The organism is Amycolatopsis vastitatis (genome assembly GCF_002234595.1).
GTDB lineage: Bacteria > Actinomycetota > Actinomycetes > Mycobacteriales > Pseudonocardiaceae > Amycolatopsis > Amycolatopsis vastitatis.
Genome location: NZ_NMUL01000016.1, coordinates 292,609 through 312,296, shown reverse-complemented (window position 1 = coordinate 312,296; position 19,688 = coordinate 292,609). Strand labels below are relative to the sequence as shown.

Annotated in this window: 18 protein-coding genes; 16 read left to right on the top strand and 2 right to left on the bottom strand. The window is 72.0% G+C overall.

The annotated features are described in order from the left end of the window. Positions 1-237 precede the first annotated feature (237 nt). The 3 genes from rplM to glmM all read left to right on the top strand — a co-directional run bounded on the left by rplM (position 238) and on the right by glmM (position 2,819). Complete coding sequence (gene rplM, locus CF165_RS19595) at positions 238-690, top strand: 50S ribosomal protein L13 (protein WP_004560141.1); 453 nt, start codon at positions 238-240, stop codon at positions 688-690. A gap of 14 nt (positions 691-704) precedes the next feature. Continuing rightward, positions 705-1,289, top strand: a complete 585-nt coding sequence (gene rpsI, locus CF165_RS19590; RefSeq protein WP_093948970.1) for a 30S ribosomal protein S9 — start codon at positions 705-707, stop codon at positions 1,287-1,289. A 195-nt stretch (positions 1,290-1,484) separates the two neighbouring features. Continuing rightward, positions 1,485-2,819 (top strand): phosphoglucosamine mutase, encoded by a 1,335-nt coding sequence (gene glmM, locus CF165_RS19585; RefSeq protein ID WP_093948969.1) that lies wholly within the window; start codon positions 1,485-1,487, stop codon positions 2,817-2,819. A gap of 34 nt (positions 2,820-2,853) precedes the next feature. On the opposite strand, the gene CF165_RS19580 is transcribed toward glmM, so the two are convergent. Then, positions 2,854-3,777, bottom strand: a complete 924-nt coding sequence (locus tag CF165_RS19580; protein WP_093948968.1) for a cytochrome P450 family protein — start codon at positions 3,775-3,777, stop codon at positions 2,854-2,856. A 14-nt stretch (positions 3,778-3,791) separates the two neighbouring features. On the opposite strand from CF165_RS19580, the gene CF165_RS19575 reads away from it, so the two are divergent. The 5 genes from CF165_RS19575 (at position 3,792) to CF165_RS19555 (ending at position 9,138) form a co-directional block, all read left to right on the top strand. Next, complete coding sequence (locus CF165_RS19575) at positions 3,792-5,441, top strand: fatty acyl-AMP ligase (RefSeq protein ID WP_093948967.1); 1,650 nt, start codon at positions 3,792-3,794, stop codon at positions 5,439-5,441. A 26-nt stretch (positions 5,442-5,467) separates the two neighbouring features. Continuing rightward, positions 5,468-5,746 carry an acyl carrier protein gene (locus tag CF165_RS19570; protein WP_093948966.1) on the top strand — a complete coding sequence of 93 codons (279 nt, stop codon included), beginning with the start codon at positions 5,468-5,470 and terminating at the stop codon, positions 5,744-5,746. A gap of 133 nt (positions 5,747-5,879) precedes the next feature. Next, positions 5,880-6,194, top strand: coding sequence for a hypothetical protein (locus tag CF165_RS19565; RefSeq protein ID WP_093948965.1), 315 nt, complete (start codon positions 5,880-5,882; stop codon positions 6,192-6,194). Continuing rightward, a complete protein-coding gene (locus CF165_RS51245; protein ID WP_093948964.1) occupies positions 6,194-8,596 on the top strand; it encodes a collagen-like domain-containing protein in 2,403 nt (800 codons plus the stop codon). Before CF165_RS19565 ends, CF165_RS51245 begins: the two co-directional genes overlap by 1 nt. 14 nt (positions 8,597-8,610) lie before the next feature. Beyond that, on the top strand, positions 8,611-9,138 hold the full coding sequence (locus CF165_RS19555; RefSeq protein ID WP_093948963.1) for a hypothetical protein: 528 nt from the start codon (positions 8,611-8,613) through the stop codon (positions 9,136-9,138). Between the two features lie 8 nt (positions 9,139-9,146). Here CF165_RS19555 and CF165_RS19550 read toward each other — a convergent pair whose 3' ends face one another. Next, positions 9,147-9,971, bottom strand: coding sequence for a dienelactone hydrolase family protein (locus CF165_RS19550; RefSeq protein WP_093948962.1), 825 nt, complete (start codon positions 9,969-9,971; stop codon positions 9,147-9,149). A gap of 273 nt (positions 9,972-10,244) precedes the next feature. Here CF165_RS19550 and glmS point away from each other — a divergent pair, with 273 nt between their 5' ends. The 8 genes from glmS to tsaE are packed head-to-tail and all read left to right on the top strand — an operon-like array spanning position 10,245 to position 19,677. Further along, positions 10,245-12,107, top strand: coding sequence for a glutamine--fructose-6-phosphate transaminase (isomerizing) (gene glmS / locus CF165_RS19545; RefSeq protein WP_093949019.1), 1,863 nt, complete (start codon positions 10,245-10,247; stop codon positions 12,105-12,107). Between the two features lie 16 nt (positions 12,108-12,123). Continuing rightward, entirely contained in the window at positions 12,124-13,569 is a 1,446-nt protein-coding gene (locus CF165_RS19540; protein ID WP_093948961.1) for an NAD(P)H-hydrate dehydratase, read from the top strand. A 56-nt stretch (positions 13,570-13,625) separates the two neighbouring features. Next, positions 13,626-14,462: a DeoR/GlpR family DNA-binding transcription regulator gene (locus CF165_RS19535; protein ID WP_093948960.1), complete on the top strand. Its 837-nt coding sequence runs from the start codon at positions 13,626-13,628 to the stop codon at positions 14,460-14,462. Then, positions 14,452-15,882, top strand: a complete 1,431-nt coding sequence (gene xylB / locus CF165_RS19530; protein ID WP_093948959.1) for a xylulokinase — start codon at positions 14,452-14,454, stop codon at positions 15,880-15,882. Before CF165_RS19535 ends, xylB begins: the two co-directional genes overlap by 11 nt. 3 nt (positions 15,883-15,885) lie before the next feature. Further along, complete coding sequence (locus CF165_RS19525) at positions 15,886-16,977, top strand: ABC transporter ATP-binding protein (protein ID WP_093948958.1); 1,092 nt, start codon at positions 15,886-15,888, stop codon at positions 16,975-16,977. Between the two features lie 29 nt (positions 16,978-17,006). Continuing rightward, a complete protein-coding gene (alr, locus tag CF165_RS19520; RefSeq protein WP_093948957.1) occupies positions 17,007-18,122 on the top strand; it encodes an alanine racemase in 1,116 nt (371 codons plus the stop codon). Further along, positions 18,119-19,216: an alpha/beta fold hydrolase gene (locus tag CF165_RS19515; RefSeq protein WP_167441509.1), complete on the top strand. Its 1,098-nt coding sequence runs from the start codon at positions 18,119-18,121 to the stop codon at positions 19,214-19,216. The genes alr and CF165_RS19515 overlap by 4 nt, the downstream gene beginning before the upstream one ends. Further along, positions 19,213-19,677, top strand: a complete 465-nt coding sequence (gene tsaE, locus CF165_RS19510; RefSeq protein WP_167441508.1) for a tRNA (adenosine(37)-N6)-threonylcarbamoyltransferase complex ATPase subunit type 1 TsaE — start codon at positions 19,213-19,215, stop codon at positions 19,675-19,677. Before CF165_RS19515 ends, tsaE begins: the two co-directional genes overlap by 4 nt. Positions 19,678-19,688: the final 11 nt, after the last annotated feature.

The window sequence follows — 19,688 nt, the reverse complement described above, 5'->3', positions numbered from 1 at the left end:
CCCGGATCGTCCCATCCTCGCGTGTCGTGCCGGTGCGTGCAGGCACTTCGCGCGGAAAACCGGGTAGAGTCCCTGGCTGCGCCCGGGCCGCTCGGAGCCTAGTATGGGCGCTTCCACCACCCCCCATGCGCGGGTGCGGTGACCGTGGGGGTATCTTCATATGTCGTTGTGCGCTGCGGCGCGTAAGCGCTAGGCCCGCACAGAACCCACACGCAATGTTGACGACGAGGTAGACCCTTGCCCACGTACAGCCCCAAGCCCGGCGACGTCACTCGTGCCTGGCACGTGATCGACGCCGAGGATGTCGTGCTCGGAAGGCTGGCGACCGAGGTCGCCACGCTGCTGCGCGGCAAGCACAAGCCGACCTACGCCCCGCACGTGGACACCGGTGACTTCGTCATCATCGTCAACGCCGAGAAGGTCGCGCTCACCGGTAACAAGCGCGAGCAGAAGTTCGCGTACCGGCACAGCGGTTACCCGGGCGGTCTGCGGAAGCGCTCGTTCGGCGAGCTGCTCGACACCAAGCCCGAGCACCTTGTCGAGAAGGTCGTCAAGGGCATGCTGCCGAAGAACAAGCTCGGCCGCGCTCAGGCGAAGAAGCTGAAGGTGTACGCCGGCCCGCAGCACCCGCACGCCGCGCAGCAGCCGCAGGCGCGCGAGATCACCAAGATCGCGCAGGTCGCGCAGTGAGTGAGGAACAGTCTGTGACCAGCACCGAGACCGAGACCCCCGAGGTCGTCGAGGCCACCGAGGCGACCGAGACCGGCGCCGTCGCGACCAGCGAGACCCCGGCCGCGACCAGCGAGACCCCGGCCGCGACCAGCGAGACCCCGGTCGCCACCAGCGAGACCCCGGTCGCCACCAGCGAGTCCGCCGCCGCGCCGCGCCCGTCGCGGGCCGCGGGTGGCAACGCCCAGACCGTCGGCCGCCGCAAGGAAGCCGTCGTCCGCGTGCGGGTCGTCCCGGGCACCGGTGAGTTCAAGCTCAACGGCCGCACCCTCGAGGAGTACTTCCCGAACAAGGTGCACCAGCAGCTCATCCGTGAGCCGCTGGTCACGGTCGAGAAGCCGGACTCCTTCGACATCTTCGCCAACCTCCACGGCGGCGGCGTCTCCGGCCAGGCCGGCGCGCTGCGCCTGGCGATCGCCCGCGCGCTCGTCGAGGTCGACGCGGACGACCGCCCGGCCCTCAAGAAGGCCGGCTTCCTGACCCGTGACGCGCGCGCCACGGAGCGGAAGAAGTACGGCCTCAAGAAGGCCCGCAAGGCCCCGCAGTACAGCAAGCGCTGATCGCGCCTCCCGGCGCAACTCACCGGAGCGCCCATCCGTCCATCGGATGGGCGCTCCGGCGTTTCCGGGTAACGATGGGCACTGTGTCGTTTCCGTCGGACGGAGCGATATCCGGGGGCGGGGAATCGCGGTCCGTCAGGATCGCTAGGTTGTCGTGGTGGTCCCACTGGGTGACCACGTAGAGGAGGTCGACGGATGGCACGCCTGTTCGGTACCGACGGGGTGCGTGGCCTGGCCAACGCCGAGCTGACGCCGGAGCTCGCGATGGCGCTGGCGGCCAGTGCCGCCCGCGTGCTCGCCGCGCACGACCGTTCGCACCGGCCGGTCGCGGTCGTCGGCCGTGACCCGCGCGCCAGCGGCGAGATGCTGGAAGCCGCCGTCGTGGCCGGCCTCACGTCCGCCGGGGCCGACGTGCGCCGCGTCGGCGTCCTGCCGACGCCGGCCGTGGCCTACCTGGTCGGCGCGCTCGACGCCGATCTGGGCGTGATGATCTCCGCGTCGCACAACCCGATGCCCGACAACGGCATCAAGCTCTTCGCCGCGGGCGGGCACAAGCTCCCCGACGGCATCGAGGACGAGATCGAAGCCGGCCTGGCCGCCGACGCCGTGCGCCCGACCGGCGCGGGCGTGGGGCGCGTCACGGACGTCGAAGACGCGCTCGACCGCTACGCCGCCCACCTGCTCGGCGCCATCCCCCACCCGCTCGCCGGGCTCAAGGTGGTCGTCGACTGCGCCAACGGCGCCTCCGCCGCGGCCGCGCCCGAGATCTACCGCCGGGCCGGCGCCGAGGTCGTCGCGCTGCACGCCGACCCGGACGGCGTCAACATCAACCAGCACTGCGGGTCCAACCACCCCGAGCAGCTGCGCGAGGCGGTCGTCGCGCACGGCGCCGACCTCGGCATCGCCCACGACGGCGACGCGGACCGTTGCGTGGCCGTCGACTCCGCCGGCGAGCTGGTGGACGGCGACCAGATCATGGCGGTGCTGGCGCTCGCGCTGGCCGAGTCCGGCGAGCTGACCAAGGACACGCTGGTCGCGACGGTGATGAGCAACCTCGGCCTGCACCTGGCGATGAAGGCCCACGGCATCACCGTCGTCACCACGGCGGTGGGCGACCGGTACGTGCTGGAGGAGCTGCGCGCCGGCGGGTTCGCCCTCGGTGGCGAGCAGTCCGGTCACGTGGTGCTGCCGGCCCACGCGACCACCGGCGACGGCCTGCTGACGGCGTTGCGCCTGATGAGCCGCATGGCCGCGACGGGCAAGTCCCTGGCCGACCTGGCGGCGGTGATGAACCGGCTGCCGCAGGTACTGGTGAACGTCCCGGTCGCGGACAAGGCGGCGGTGGCGGGCTCGTCCGAGGTCCGCGACGCCGTCGGCGCGGTCGAGGCCGAGCTGGGCGAGGAAGGCCGGGTGCTGCTGCGCCCGTCCGGCACCGAGCAGCTGGTGCGCGTCATGGTCGAAGCCCCGGCCCAGTCGACGGCGCAGGCCGCGGCGGATCGCCTGGCCGGTGTGGTCTCGGCCGTCTCCTGACCCCTCGTGAGTGAGTAACAGTGTTCTAACCCTGTTACTCACTCACGACCACTCGCGCCGAGGCCAGGCCGTGGAACACCGGGTGGGTTTTCCACGTCACGTCGGTGACGGCGTGGCCCGGGGTGAGGATCCGCGCCAGCGCGCGCAGCGCGATCTCGCCTTCCGCCACCGCCACCCGCGCTCCCGGGCAGGCGTGGCGGCCCAGGCCGAACGCCAGGCCGTCGCCCAGCGGGATCGCCACCTTGTCGCCCGGCGCCAGCGTCCGGCCCGCGACCACGCATTCGCCCGTCGCCCGCCGCGCCGCGTACCGGGTCGGGGCGATCTCCTGGACCTGCCCCCGCACCTCAGCCGGGCACGTGCCCGGGCTCGACACCAAGCCCAGGCCGGCCACCGCGAGGAAGTTCATCGAGTTCTCGTACGCCGCGTGCGCGAGCATCACCGGCGTCACCATCAGTTCGTCCTCGCTGATCCGTCCCTCCGCGCACGCTCGACGCAGCAGAGCCAGCCCGCCACCTTCAGTTTCAGCTGCCTTCAGGAAGAACATCGCCACGCGCAGCGCCGCGACGTCGCCGGCGGGTGATGGTTCGCCCGACCAGACGTTCAGGTTCGCCGTGGTCTCCGAGAGCGCCGCGAGAAACCGGTCGTCGAACGGCCCCGCGCCCAGCACCGCGGCGGCGACCAGGGCGGCCACCGGCCGGCCGAAGTCGGCCACCAGGTCGAACTCGGCCCGGCCCGCCAGCCCGCTCACGATCTCTTCGATCCCGGCCCCGACCTCGGCGGGCAGTGGCTCGCTCAGGCCGATGACCTCCTTGACGACCTCCCGCAGCCGCCGGTGCTCCTCGCCGTCCATGAACAGCAGGTTCGCGGGGACCGACGTGTCCGGGCTCGAGCTCAGCCGCGGGTCGCGGAGCACGGCGGTCCGGTCCGCTCGCGCGTCCAGTACGAGGAAGTCGTCCACCTCCGTATGATGCCGTGGTGCCGGACGAGGTTCCCGAAGACGTACTGGCGACCCCGCTGACGCACCGCCTGGCCGGCCGCGCCGCCGACGGCCGCCCGGCCTACACCCAGCTCGACTGCTCCGGCGGCGCCGAACTCGCCGAGCGCACCCTGACCTGGGCCGAGCTGCTGGTGCGGGTCCGCGCGGTCGCCGCGGCGCTGCGCGAACTGGTGGAACCCGGCGAGCGCGTCGCGATCATCGCGCGGCAGGACCTCTCGTACGTCGTGGCGTTCTTCGGCGCGCTCTACGCCGGTGCCGTGGCCGTCCCGCTGTCGGCGCCGGACCTGCGAGCGCAGCGAGAGCGGCTCGTCGGCGCGCTGAACGACTGCGACGCCGCCGTTTGGCTGACCTCCGAGCCGCTGCTGGAGAAGGTTCGCGAGCTGGCCGGCGTGCCGCAGCCGCGCGCCGTCGTCGCGGTGGACACTTTGGCCGAAGCCGGCGAGTTCCCGCCGGCCCCGGTTCGTCCCGCGGACCCGGCCTACCTGCAGTACACCTCCGGCACCACCCGGTCCCCGGCAGGTGTCGTGATCAGCCACCGCGCGCTCGCCGCCGCCTGCTGGCAGGTGTGCGCCGCCTTCGCCGTCGATTCCGCGGTCACCTGCGTCGGCTGGATCCCGTTCTTCCACGACATGGGGCTGATCCAGCTGGTCTGCGGGCCGGTGCACAGCGGCGGCCGGTCGGTGTTCCTGGCGCCGCTGGAGTTCGTCCGCCGCCCGGCCCGCTGGCTGACCATGATGTCGGCGTACCCGAAGACGCTCACCGCGGCGCCGAACTTCGCCTACGACCTGCTGGTGGAGGCCGTGCCCGAGGCGCGGCGCCGCGAGTTCGACCTGTCCGGGGTGCACGTCGCGCTCAACGGCAGCGAACCCGTGCGCGCGAAGACCATCGAAGCCTTCCTCGACGCGTACGAGCCCTATGGGTTTCCGCGCGGGGCGTACCGGCCGTCGTACGGGCTGGCCGAAGGGACCGTTTTCGTCGCCGGCGGCGACGCGAAAGGTCCGTTCGTGACGGAGGTGGACGGCCGCGAGCTGGTCTCCGCCGGACGGCCCCGCGGTCAGCGGTTGCGCATCGTCGATCCCGGGCGCGGCATCGCCGTACCGGACGGCGAGACCGGCGAAATCTGGGTGCACGGGCCCAACGTCGCCGACGGCTACTGGCGACGTCCCGAGCTGACCGCCGCGGTGTTCGGCCGACGGCTCGACGGCGAGGACGGCTGGCTGCGCACCGGCGACCTGGGCCGCTGGGACGGCGAGCGGCTCTACGTCACCGGGCGGATCCGCGACCTGATCATCGTGGACGGCCGCAACCACTACCCCCAGGACATCGAGGAGACCGTCGCCGCCGCCCACCCGGTGCTGGGGCCGGACCGGATCGCCGCGTTCGGTGTGGACGACCCGGCGGGGGAGAAGCTGGTGGTCGTGGCCGAACGCGCCCGCGGCGCCGCGGGCGCGGCAGTGTCCGAAGACGAGGTGGCGCGGGCGGCGAAGGGGGCCGTCGTCACCGGTCACGACCTCCGGGTGCACGCGTTCCTGCTGGTCAAGCCCGGCTCGTTGCCGCGGACGTCGAGCGGGAAGGTGTCCCGGTCGGCGGCCAGGACCCGCTTTTGGGCCAAACGGCCCCGCTGAGTGCGGGCATGAGTCACAATCGGTGCATGCCCGCCGCGGATTACTTCGACCGGATCACCGCCCTCGTGTGCCGGGTGTTCGACGTCGAGCCCGCGACGATCGGCACGGACACCCCGTTCGCCGAAATGGGTGTCGACTCACGGCAGCGGGTCCGGCTGCTCGTGGAGGTCGAGGTCGAATTCGGCCTCGAAATCGACCTCGACGAACTCGACCGGCTCGTCGACATCCGGAATGCCGCCGAGGTGCTCGCGGAAACGATCGAAGGCGACCGGCCGGTGGTCCTCCTGGGGCAGCGGACCGGGTGAAGGCCCGGGCGGCCCGGACAGCCGCTCGGTACATTCTGTGTGCATATGCGATGGCACCGCAGGCCGTCGGCGTGCGTCGTAGTCGGGATATTGCGGGGCGAAGGGTTTCACCTACGAGGAGGGGGCGCTGGTCATGCCGGACGGCGGCTACCAGGCGAGTTCAGATGCGATGCTCACGGCGCAGACCGCGCTCGAACGCGCCGCGGAGAAAACCACCACCCAGGCGGCGAAGGTGGCGCCCACTCCGCTGGCCCAGCAGTCCTTCGGCCGCGTCCACGGCCAGTACTTCAACGACTACAAGACCGGGATCGACAGCATCGGCGCGGCGATGAAGGGGTACGCGGGCCAGCTGACCCAGCTCGGCGGCGGCGTCGGCACGGCCGCGACCAAGTACACGACCTCCGACGAGCAGCAGGCGGCGACCGCGAAGAAGGCGGGGGCGAACTGATGGCACAGCCCACCAAGGCCGAGATCCAGGCCATGCTCGACGACCCGTACGTCACCGCGGGCACGAAGGACTCCCTCCTCACCGCGATGTTGTTCGGGAACCCGGAACAGGCCTACGCCAAGGCCAAGGCCGAGCACGACTCCAACGCGCAGGCCGACAAGGCGCAGAACGACGCCGCCAAGAAGGCGGAGCAGGACCTGCAGGCCCAGACGCCGCCCGGGGTCGGCGGCGTCGGCGTCACGAAGTCCGACGAGGTGCTCGACCTCGGCAACCCCGCGCTCGACTTCTTCTCGCAGTGGTCGGGCGAGGTCTGGAACAAGATGCCGGACTGCCCGGGCGCCATCGACTCCAAGAAGGACGTCTGGGACAAGTTCCACGAGAACCGGGAGATCGACTTCCAGAAGTTCCTCGACGAGGTCGAGGACATGACCAAGTCGCACGGGGTCGTCGACCAGACCCGCACCGACGCCACGAACTCGCTGAACACGCTGTTCCACGACTGGAAGGGCGACGGCGCCAAGGCGGCCAAGGTCAAGTACGAGCAGCGCATCCAGCCTGACGCGCAGGAGCTGCTGACGCAGATGGAGGGTGTCGGGAAGCTCGTGCCCGAGACCATGACGCACATCTACACCTCGTTGAAGACGAAGGTCGACGAGGTGCTGAAGCTGCGTTCGGACAAGGTCGCCACCGCGCCGCTGTACATCGCGAAGCAGGTCGTCGAGGTCGCGAACGGCAAGGTCGACTCGAAGGACAAGCTGCTCGACATCGCGCACTGGCTGGACTCGGTGTGCCCGGGCAACAACCTCGAGCAGCGGCTGCGCGACGACAGCAAGGACCTGAACGACGACAACAAGGAATACGCGATCGGCGCGGCGAAGCAGTGGCTCAAGGGCAGCTTCGCGGCCGATTTCGGAAAGCGTTACGACGCTTTCAAGGCGCTGTGCAAGAACACCACCGACACGATCAACCAGCACTTCCACACGCTGACGCGGTTCATGGCGGACTACACGAACCCGTTCCCCGACCCGGCTTCCGCGCCGAAGCCCAGTGAGGGCAACGGAAACGGCACCGGGACCGGTACCGGCACGGGCACCGGAACCGGGACGGGCACCGGCGGCGGGAGCGGCACGGGCGGCGGCAGCGGGACCGGTGGCGGCGGCGCGACGACGCCGTCGGCGTCCCCGCCGCCGACGGCCGAGCCGGAGCACAAGCCCGGCGACGGCACGAACCCCGTCACCGGCAAGCCGCTGGAGGTCAACCCGGACACCGGGCAGCCCTACCCGATCGACCCCAAGACCGGCGAGACGATCAAGGACGTCGACCACGACAGCGTCACGGTCCAGAAGGGCGACAACAAGATCTCGATGACCGAGCCCGACCAGGACGGCAAGATGGACGTCAAGGTCGACGACGGCAAGGGGCATCCGAAGGACTACAAGCTCGACTTCGACACTCCGAAGGACGGCGAGGCGAAGGACGGCGCCGCCGGGGCCGACGGCAAGGACGGCAAGACCGGCGACTTCGGCCCGCAGGGCACGAAGGACGGCAAGCCGGGGCCGGACGGCGCGTACCACCCGGGCCCGGACGGCAAGATCCACATCCAGGACGGCAACCTCAAGATCACCGCCGAGCAGCCGGACGGCCCGGACGGGCCCACCGTGGTGACGGTCGACGACGGCAAGGGCGAGCCGACCACCTACACCCTGGACGACGAGAAGAGCGGCGACGCCAAGGCCGACGGGGCCGACAAGGCCGACGGCCAGGACAAGGGCGCCGGCGGCGACAAGGGCGGCGACAAGGCGACCGGCCCGGACGGCAAGCCGGAGAAGGTCACCACGCTGCCGGCGTCCGCCGACGGCCAGCCGGTCCCGACGACCCCCGCCGTGGCCGGTGGGTTCAGCGCCCCCGGTGGCGTGGACGCCGGCGCCGTGACCGTCGACGCGAGCGCGGGTGGCGACGGCGGCGGCGCGGTCGGCGGTGGCGGATCGGCCGGAGGCGGTGCCGACGTCGGTGTCGGCGCCACAGCCGACGCGACCACCACGGCCGGGTTCGGGAACGCGATCACCGGTGACGGCACCGCGCTCGAAGCGGGCGCCACCACCGGGGCCACCACGCCGGTGGCTTCGGCCGACGTCGGGCTCGGCGTGGCACCCACCGGGATGGACCACGCGATGGCGTCGGCGCCCATGGGCGGCGCCTCGTCGTCCGGCTCGATGCCCGGCATGGGCATGATGGGCGGCATGATGGGCGGGTCGCCCGGCGGCGGCGGTGGGGGCGACCAGCAGCGCGGCCCGAGCCAGTACCGCGTCGAAGGCGCGGTCTTCGAGACCAGCGGGTCCGGCGGGCGGATCAGCGGGTCGCTGGACGACGACGGCGACCGTTCGATCAGCTACGAGCGATGAGGGGGTAGGCACCGATGAGCGCTGCGGACAGGTTGGCGGCCGCGATGAACGCGCTGGCCACGGCCACCCGGGAACAGCAGGAACAGCGCGGGCTGCGCGAGCGGCACGTCGAAGAGGGCAAGGCCGCGGCGCTGGAGACGATGAAGCGCGACGCGGCGGTGCACGCGCGCTACATCGAGCGCATGCAGGAGCTGAACAAGCGGCACCAGCAGTCCGGCGGCTGGCTGACCGAGAAGGCGCTGGCCGACCGCGACCACACGATGTCGTTCGGTCCCGAAGACGAGGAAGCGGTGGCCCCGGACGACGAGTTCGCGCGTTATTCGCGGCCGGAACAGCGGCACGAGGCCGTCGCGCCGCCTCCGCCGCCGATCGCGCCGTCCGTGCCCGGTGTGCCGGACCCGGCGCCCGCGGCGCACGCCGCACCGGTGCCCACGCCGGAGCCGCCGCCCGCGCAGCCCGCACCGGCTCGCCGTCCCCGGCACGCCCGCACTGAATCCTTCGACGACGACGACTTCTCGAACAACTCCTGGCTGGTCGACTGACGGCAGCGTCAGTGGGCGGGCTCTTCTTCGCGCTCGATGGGCGCGTGCTTGACGTCCGCGTCGAGGAGGGGCCGGTACTTGTCGGTGCCGGTCAGGTGCGTCAGGAAGAACGCCGTGAACAGCGCGCGGGTGAGTTTCTGGGTCCCGCGGTGCGGCTTGCCGTGCATGATCACCTGGGACCAGTGCCTGCCCTCGGTGACGCCCAGGTGGGACGCCTTGCCGAGGAAACGCAGCTGGACGTCGTCGCCGCCCCAGGCGCCGGCGATCGCTTCGGCGTGCGCGACGGCCGGGGCGACCAGGTCGCCCTCCGCGGCGAGGTGCAGGCCGGGGACCGTGATGTCCTTCGCGGCCTCAGAGGCAGGCGGCAGCGTCTGCGCGGCGGTGATGGTGGCGACGGCCTTGATCCGCGGTTTCTCGGACCGCGCGTCCTGCGCGGCGGCGAGGACCGCGGAGCCGCCGCCGGAGGAATGCCCGGCGAGGCCGAGCTTGGCGGGGTCGACGCTGATGCCGTCCGGGCCGAGCCGGACCGTCGTGACGACGTCGAGGGTGGTCAGCAGGTCGGCGGCGAGCAGCCGGTGTGAAGGCAGCGGCCCGCGCTGCGTCGCCGGCGCCGCGGCGACGATGCCCCAGCTGGCCAGGTGGTGCAGCAGCTGCCGGTAGCGATCGGGCGGCTGCAGCCAGCCGTGCCCGAAGGCGACGGCGGGCAGGCCGAGGCCGGCGCGCGGCGTGAACACCACACCGGGCAGCCCGACCAGGGCGAGGTTGCCCCGCAGGACCTCGTGGGGACCCGGGTGCGTCAACTCCGCGAGCAGCTGCTTGGGCTTGCTGGCCATGGCGGGAACCCTACTGTGCCCGTCCTGCCGTGGCTCGCCGCCGCCCCGCCGCAGGTCTCAAACGCCCCAATGTGGCGTTGGGTGCGTCCAACGCACCGAACGCCACATTGGGTGCGTCCAACGCAACCAACGCCACATTGGGGCGCTCGGCGCGCGGCACTCGTGTGGGTGACCCCGCATTGGTCCGGACCACGGCGGTGCGCGTCTATGCAGGTCAAGGGGCGTTTGCGGACCCCGTCGGCCCGCTGAATATCCCTCGTTAGGCTGGTGCGCGTGTGTGGAATCGTGGGATATGTCGGGCACCGCCCGGCTCTGGACGTCGTCCTCGGTGGGCTCCGGCGCATGGAGTACCGCGGTTACGACTCGGCCGGTGTCGCGGTCCTCGACGGTGCCGGCGCGCTGACCGTCGAGCGCAAGGCGGGCCGGCTGGCCAACCTCGAAGCCCGGCTCGACGAGGTCGGCCGGGGCCACTTCGGCGGCACCGCCGGCATGGGGCACACCCGCTGGGCCACCCACGGCGCGCCCGTCGACCGCAACTCGCACCCGCACCGGGACGCCTCGCAGCGCGTCGCCGTCGTGCACAACGGCATCATCGAAAACTTCGCCGCCCTCCGCGCCGAGCTGGAAGCCGACGGCGTGGAGATGGCCAGCGACACCGACACCGAGACCGCCGCCCACCTGGTGGCCCGCGCGTACACCGAAGGCGACACCAAGGGCGACCTCACGGCCAGCGTCGCCGCCGTCTGCCGCCGCCTCGAAGGCGCGTTCACCCTGGTCGTGACGCACGCCGACCACCCCGACACGATCGTGGCCGCGCGCCGGTCGTCGCCGCTGGTCGTCGGGGTCGGCGAGGGCGAGCACTTCGTCGCCTCGGACGTCGCCGCGTTCATCGAGCACACCCGCGAAGCCGTCGAACTCGGCCAGGACCAGCTCGTCGTCATCACCCGCGAGGGCTACGAAGTCCTGGACTTCCACGGCGACGCCGCCCAGGCGAAGCCGTTCACCGTCGACTGGGACCTCTCCGCCGCCGAAAAGGGCGGCCACGAGTACTTCATGCTCAAGGAGATCGAGGAGCAGCCCGAGGCGCTGGCCAACACGCTGCGCGGGCACTTCGAGTCCGGCCGGATCATCCTCGACGAGCAGCGCATCTCCGACCAGGACCTCCGCGACGTCGACAAGGTCTTCGTCGTCGCCTGCGGCTCGGCCTACCACTCCGGCCTGGTCGCCAAGTACGCCATCGAGCACTGGACGCGGCTGCCGGTCGAGGTCGAGCTGGCGTCGGAGTTCCGCTACCGCGACCCGGTCCTCGACCGCGACACGCTGGTCGTCGCGGTGTCGCAGTCCGGCGAGACGGCGGACACGCTCGAAGCCGTCCGGCACGCGCGCGAGCAGAAGGCACGCGTCCTCGCCGTCTGCAACACCAACGGCGCCCAGATCCCACGCGAGTCCGACGCCGTCCTCTACACCCACGCCGGGCCCGAGATCGGCGTCGCCTCGACCAAGGCGTTCCTCGCCCAGATCGCGGCCAACTACCTGGTCGGCCTGGCGCTTGCTCAGGCTCGCGGCACGAAGTACCCGGACGAGGTCGCGCGCGAGTACGCCGAGCTGGAGGCCATGCCCGCGGCCGTCCAAAAGGTACTGTCCACTGTGGAGCAGGTGCGGGACCTCGGCCGCCGGATCGCCGACTCGAAGGCGATCCTGTTCCTCGGCCGCCACGTCGGCTTCCCGGTCGCCCTCGAAGGCGCGCTGAAGCTCAAGGAACTCGCGTACATGCACGCCGAGGGCTTCGCCGCCGGCGAGCTCAAGCACGGCCCGATCGCGCTGATCGAAGAAGGCCTGCCGGTCGTCGTCGTGATGCCGTCGCCCAAGGGCCGCGCGGTGCTGCACTCGAAGCTCGTGTCGAACATCAGCGAGATCCAGGCCCGCGGCGCCCGCACGATCGTCATCGCCGAAGAGGGCGACGAGACCGTCCGGCCGTTCGCCGACGAGCTGATCGAGGTCCCGGCGGTGCCGACGCTGCTGCAGCCGCTGGTGTCCACCGTGCCGCTGCAGGTGCTGGCCGCGGAGATCGCCCGCGCCCGCGGGTACGACGTCGACAAGCCGCGTAACCTGGCGAAGTCCGTCACCGTCGAGTAAGCCGGGGGTCGCCGCCGTGCAGGGAATCTGGACCACGGAACGGATTCGCGAAGCGGAGGGGCGGCTGTTCGCCGTCACGCCCGAGGGCGAGCTGATGCGGCGGGCGTCGTTCGGGCTCTCGGTGCAGCTCGCGGACTTCCTCGAGGACCACACCGGCGGCGTGTCCGGCCGCCGGGTCGTCCTCCTGGTCGGCTCCGGCGACAACGGCGGTGACGCGCTGTGGGCGGGTGCCTTCCTGCGCCGCCGCGGGGTGGCCGTGACGGCGATCCTGCTCAAGCCCGAGAAGGCGCACCCCGCGGGTCTCAAGGCGCTGAAGCGAGCCGGGGGCCGCGCGGTGTCCGCCGAGGACGGTCCACAGTGGATCGCCCGGGCCGACGTGGTGGTCGACGGGATCGTCGGCATCTCGGCCAGCGGCTCGCTGCGGCCGGACGCCGCGCGGCTCGTCGACCTGGTCGAGGCGCCGATCGTGGCGGTCGACCTGCCCAGCGGCGTCGACCCGGACACCGGCGCGGTCGACGGGCCCGCCGTCAGAGCGACCCGCACAGTCACGTTCGGCGGCCTCAAGCCGGTGCACGTGCTGGCGCCGTCGTGGTGCGGCGAGGTCGTGCTGGTCGACATCGGGCTGCGGCCGGAACTGGGGGAGCCGCAGCTGCGGCGCCTCGACATCGTGGACGTCGCGGCGGCCTGGCCGGTGCCCGGCCCGGAAGACGACAAGTACAGCCAGGGCGTGGTGGGCATCGCGGCGGGTTCGGCGACCTACCCGGGCGCGGCGGTGCTGGCCGCGGGCTCGGCCGTCCGGGCGACCTCGGGTCTCGTGCGGTACGCGGGCCACGCGGCGGACATCGTCCGCGCGCAGTGGCCTGAGGTCATCGCGACCGGCACGGTGGCCGACGCGGGCCGGGTCCAGGCGTGGGTGGTCGGTCCGGGCATCGGCACCGGCTCCGACGGCCGGGATGTGCTGCGGTACGTCCTGGGCCAGGGCGTCCCGGTCTGCGCGGACGCCGACGCGACGACGATCATCGCGAAGTCCCCGGACGTCCTCGACGCGCGCGACCCGGACACGCCGCTGGTCCTGACGCCCCACGCGGGCGAGTACGAGCGGTTGATGGGCCGCAAGCCGGGCCCGGACCGGGTGACGGCGGCGCGCGAAGCGGCGAAGAAGTACAACGCGGTCGTGCTGCTGAAGGGCCACTGCACGGTGATCGCGGCCCCGGACGGCCGGATCGCGGTGAACCGTCCCCGAGGAGCCTGGCTGGCCACGGCCGGTTCGGGTGACGTGCTGTCGGGCCTGGTGGGCGCCCTCCTGGCGGCCGGTTCGGACCCCTGGCTGGCCGCCGCCGCGGCGGCCGATGTGCACTCGCTGGCCGGAGCGATCGCGGCCCAGAACGCCCCGACCTCGGCATCCGGCCTGGTCCACGCCATCCCGGAGGCCATCCGCGCGATCCGCTCGCTAACGTCCTGAGAAGACTTATCGAGTTCTCTGTTAACTTCGCGGGATAAATCTGGTAAGAAGTCCGTGTGAGCGGCGGCACAGCAGCATCCGGAGACCGGAAGACCCGGCCGTCCGATGCTGTCGTCGAGCAGCGGCGGCAGGACATCCTCGACCACGTCATCGAGCACGGTGAAGCCCGCATCGACGACCTGACGTCGAGGTTCAAGGTCAGCCTGATGACCATGCACCGCGACCTCGACGACCTGGCCGAACGCCGTCTCCTCCGCAAGCTCCGCGGCAAGGTCGAGGCCTACCCGGCCCTCACGATCGAGACCGCCGCCCGCTTCCGCGACACCCTCCACCACGGCGAGAAGGAAGCCCTCGGCGAAGCCGCCGCGAAGCACGCCCAGCCGGGCCAGACCGTCTTCGTCGACGACTCCACGACCCTCCTCCCGCTGGTCAGGCGCCTGGCCGAGATCGACGCCCTCACCGTCGTCACCAACTCGCTGCACGCCGCCCGCCTGCTCGGGTCCCAGGTCGACGTCGTCCTCGCCGGCGGCCGCTACAGCCACGAGTACGACTCGTGCGCCGGGCCCGAGGTGCTGAACCTCCTCGACTCGATCCGCGCCGACGTCTCGTTCGTCTCGGTCACCGCGGTCGCCGTCGGGCGGCTCTTCCACCCCGACCGCGACTACGCCGAGCTCAAGAAGGCCGCGCTGCGGATCGCGAACCACAACGTCCTCGTCGTCGACCATTCGAAGTTCGGCCGCACCGCCACCTACGCGCACGGCGACGTCGGCGACTACGACCTGCTGATCACGGGCCAGGCCACGCCCACCGAGGAGATCGAGGCCGCGCTGAACGCGGGGACCGCGATCGAGATCGTCGAACACGTCGCAGAGGGGCAGCCCTATGACAGCTGAACTGGTCGCCGGCATCGACTCGTCCACGCAGTCGACCAAGGTCGTCGTGTGCGACGCCGAAACCGGCGAGATCGTCCGCACCGGCCGCGCGCCGCACCCCGACGGCACCGAGGTGCACCCCGACGCCTGGTGGGAGGCGTTCGGCGAGGCGACGAAGGGCCTGCTCGACGACGTCAAGGCCATCGGCGTCGGCGGCCAGCAGCACGGCATGGTCACGCTGGATGAGAACAACGACGTGGTCCGGCCGGCGCTGCTCTGGAACGACACGCGCTCGGCCCAGGCTGCCCTCGACCTCGTCGACGAGCTGGGCGGCCCGTCGGTCTGGGCGAAGTCCGTCGGCTCGGTGCCGGTCGCCAGCTTCACCGTGACGAAGCTGCGCTGGCTGGCCGAGAACGAGCCGCGGCTCGCCGACCGTGTCGCGCGCGTGCTGCTGCCGCACGACTGGCTGACCTGGAAGCTCACCGGCGGCGACCCGGTCACCGACCGCGGCGACGCGTCCGGCACCGGCTACTTCTCGCCGTCCGACAACGCCTACCGCCTCGACGTCCTGAGCCACGCTTTCGGCGGCCGGACGCCGGAGCTGCCGACCGTGCTCGGCCCGGCCGACGCCGCCGGCCACACCCCGGACGGCGTGCTCGTCTCGGCGGGCACGGGCGACAACATGGCCGCCGCGCTCGGGCTCGAACTGCGGCCTGGTGACGTCGTCGTGTCGCTCGGCACCAGCGGCACCGTGTTCGGCGTCGCCGAGACCGGCGCGGCCGACGCGTCCGGCGAGGTCGCCGGGTTCGCCGACGCCACAGGCCGCTTCCTCCCGCTCGCCTGCACCCTCAACGCCGCCCGCGTCCTCACCGCGACGGCCGCGATGCTCGGGGCGACGCTGAGCGAGTTCGACCGGCTGGCCCTGACCGCCGAGCCCGGCGCGGGCGGCCTGACCTTCCTGCCGTACCTGGACGGCGAGCGCACGCCGAACCTGCCCGGCGCGACCGGCTCCCTCGCCGGTCTGACCAGGGAGAACATGACGCCGGCGAACCTGGCGCGCAGCGCAGTCGAAGGCATGCTCTGCGGCCTCGCCGCCGGCCTCGACGCGGTGCGCGCGCACGGCCTCGACGTCCAGCGCGTGCTGCTGATCGGCGGGGGCGCGCAGTCGCGGGCCGTCTGCGCGGTCGCGCCGCTGGTGTTCGGCGTGCCCGTGCAGCTGCCCGAAGTCGCCGAGTACGTCGCGCTCGGCGCGGCGCGGCAGGCGGCGTGGGCACTGGCTTCCAGTGCGGAACCCCCGTCCTGGCAGGAGAACCAGAAGCTTCGGCTCGAGCTGGACGAGCCGACCGAGGCGCAGCGCGCCGAGGGCCACCGGATCCAGCAGCGCCACCTCGAAGCCCGCGAAGCGGCTTACGGGGTCCGGCGGAATCTCGGAGAGGACTGACCGATGGCTTCCATCACCTACGACAAGGCGACCCGGCGCTACCCGGGTTCGGAGCGTCCCGCGGTCGACGCGCTGGACCTGGAGATCGCCGACGGCGAGTTCCTCGTGCTGGTCGGCCCGTCCGGCTGCGGCAAGTCGACCAGCCTGCGCATGCTCGCCGGCCTCGAGGACATCGACGACGGCGCCGTCTGGATCGGCGACCGCGACGTCACCCAGCTGCCGCCGCGCTCGCGCGACATCGCGATGGTGTTCCAGAACTACGCGCTGTACCCGCACATGACGGTCGCGCAGAACATGGGCTTCGCGCTGAAGATCGCCGGCCGCCCCGCGTCCGAGATCAAGCAGAAGGTCCTGGAGGCGGCGAAGCTGCTCGACATCGTGGACTACCTCGACCGCAAGCCGAAGGCGCTCTCCGGTGGTCAGCGCCAGCGCGTCGCGATGGGCCGCGCGATCGTCCGCGAGCCGCAGGTCTTCCTCATGGACGAGCCGCTGTCGAACCTCGACGCCAAGCTGCGCGTGTCGACGCGTACGCAGATCGCCGCGCTGCAGCGCCGCCTCGGCGTCACGACGGTGTACGTCACGCACGACCAGGTCGAGGCCATGACGATGGGTGACCGCGTCGCCGTGCTGTCGGACGGCCTGCTGCAGCAGTGCGACACCCCGCGCGCCCTGTACGACCGGCCCGCAAACGCTTTCGTCGCCGGGTTCATCGGCTCGCCCGCGATGAACCTCGCCACCGCGAAGCTGACCCAGGACGGCGCGGAGGTAGGTGGCGCGCGCGTGCCGCTGACCCGCGAGACGATCGCCGCGGCCGACGGCGACACGGTGACCCTGGGCTTCCGCCCCGAGGCCCTCGAGGTCGTGACGAACGAGGACGGCGCCCTGCCGATCAAGGTGGACCTGGTCGAGGAGCTCGGCTCGGACGCCTTCGTCTACGGCAAGCTCGCCCAGACCGACGCCGACGACACGCGGCCCAACGTCGTCGTCCGGGTCGACCCGCGCATGCCGCCGGCGATGGGCGACACGCTCCACCTGCGGATCCGCCCCGACGAACTGCACGTGTTCTCCGCCACGTCCGGGACGCGCCTGCCCTGACCTCGGGTCATGGGAAACTGGAGGGCGCCATGTCCTCCAGTTTCCTTCGCGCCCAGGTTGACATCGACCTCGACGCGATCCGCCACAACCTCACCTTGCTGGGCGCCCGCGCGCCCGGCGCCGAGGTGATGGCCGTGGTGAAGGCCGACGCCTACGGCCACGGCGCGCTGCCGGTGGCGCGCGCCGCGGTCGAGGCCGGGGCGAGCTGGCTGGGCACCTGTTCACTCGGCGAGGCCCTCGCGCTGCGCGAGGCCGGGATCACGACCCGGCTGTTCAGCTGGCTGGACACTCCGGAGGTCGACTTCGCGCCGGGCATCGAAGCCGGCATCGACCTCGGGGTCAGCTCGCCGGGTGAGCTACGCCGCATCGCGGACGCCACCGGACCGGGTACCCGGGCGCGTGTGCACCTCAAAATCGACACCGGGCTCTCGCGCAACGGCTGCCCGCCCGCCGAATGGGCCGGGCTGGTCAAAGCGGCGGCCGCCGAACCGCGGGTCGAAGTCGTCGCGGTCTGGTCCCACCTCGCGTGCGCGGACGAGCCGGGGCACCCGTCGATCGACCTGCAGGCCAAGCGCTTCGCCGACGCCTACGACGTCGCCCGCGCCGCCGGGCTCGACCCGATCCGGCACCTGGCGAACTCCGCGGCCCTGCTCACCCGGCCGGACCTGCACTTCGACGTCGTCCGGCCCGGCATCGCGATGTACGGGCTCAACCCCGTGCCGAAGCCCGAAGACCTCCGCCCGGCCATGACCTTCCGGTCGGCCGTCGCGCTGGTCAAGCGGGTCCCGGCCGGCGAATCGGTGTCCTACGGGCACACCTGGACCGCGTCCCGCGACACCACTCTCGCGCTCGTCCCGGCCGGGTACGCCGACGGCGTGCCACGAGCGCTGTCCGGACGCATGGACGTCTTCCTCGGCGGGCGGCGGCGGCCGGTCGCCGGGCGGGTCTGCATGGACCAGCTGGTGGTCGACTGCGGCGACGACGCACCGGCCGTCGGCGACGAGGTCGTCCTGTTCGGCGCCGGGACGCACGGCGAGCCGACGGCCCGGGAATGGGCCGACAAGCTGGGCACCATCGACTACGAGATCGTGACGTCGATGTACCGCCCGCGGGTCCGGCGCCGGTATCTGGGGGAACGCTCGTGACACCTTCACCTCGACTGCTGGCCATCGCCGGCGGGGTCGGGGCCCTGGCCACCGGGACCGCCGCCGCCATCGCCGTCGCCGCGCAGCAGCGGCGGCACAGTGAGGATCCGTACGTGGACGAGCCGCTGGGGGAACTGAAGCCGGACCGGACTTCGACGGTCGCGGCCGAGGACGGCACACCGCTCTCGGTCGAGGAGATCGATCCGGAGGACGGCGGGAAACCCGAACTGACCGTCGTGGGGGTACACGGCTTCGCGCTTTCGCGGCGCTGCTGGCATTTCCAGCGTCGCGACCTCGCGTCGCTTCGCCTGCCTCGCGTGCGTCAGGTGTACTACGACCACCGCGGCCACGGGCTGTCCGGCGCGGCATCCGCCGAGACGTCGACCATCGAACAGCTGGCGCGGGACCTCGACTGCGTGCTGCGGTCCGTGGTGCCGGAAGGGCCCGTCGTGCTGATGGGGCACTCGATGGGCGGCATGGTGATCATGGAGCTGGCCGCCGAGTTCCCGGAAATCTTCGAAGACCGCGTGTGCGCAGTCGCCTTCATCGCGACGGCCGCGGGCGAAGTCGGCGCACGCGGGTTGCCGCGTTCACTGCTCTCGAAGTACAACCCGCTGACGCGCGCCGCCGGCGGCCTCGCCGGCTGGCAGCCGGGACTGGTGGAGTTCGTCCGCGCGGCGGGCGGGCAGCTGACGCGCCAAGCCGTGCGCCGGCTGGCATTCGGCAGCCGTGACGTCGCGCCGCGGCTCGTCGACTTCATGCTCGAGATGCTGGAAGTGACTCCGGTGCGCGGGCTCGTCAACTTCGTCGACACGCTCGGCAGCCACAACCGCTACGCCGCGCTGGCCGGGCTGAAGCACGCGGAAGTGCTGGTCATCGGTGGCGATTCGGACCGGTTCACGCCGATCGCGCACGCCGAGCGGATCGCGGCCGAGCTGCCCGACGCGGAGCTGGTGCGCGTCCGCGGCGCCGGCCACATGGTCCAGCTCGAGCAGCCCGAGCTGGTGAACAGTCATCTGATCGATCTCCTGCAACGCTGTTCCGGTGTGGACGGCGTGACCTCGTCCCGGCGAACCTGGTGGTGGCAGCGTTGAGTTTCGTGTTCCCGACCCCCGACGACACGATGGACTTCGGGCGCGCGCTCGGCCGCGCGCTGCGCGCGGGCGACCTGGTGCTCCTGGCCGGCCCGCTCGGCGCGGGCAAGACGACGCTGACGCGCGGCATCGCCGACGGCCTCGGCGTCGGCGGCCGCGTCAGCTCGCCGACGTTCGTCCTGGCCCGCGTCCACCCGGCGGGGCCGGCGGGTGTCCCGCTGGTGCACGTGGACGCGTACCGCCTCGGCGGCGATCTGTCCCAATTGGACGATCTCGACCTCGACACGGACCTGGAGCGCTCGGCGATCGTGGTCGAGTGGGGCGAGGGTTCGGCGGAGCGCCTGTCGGACGACTACCTCGTGGTGCGGCTGGACCGCCGCGAGGACGACGTCCGCGAGATGACTCTCGAACCGCACGGCACCTGGGCCGACCGGACCCCGGACCTCGTCGAGATGTCGTGAGTGGGAAACAG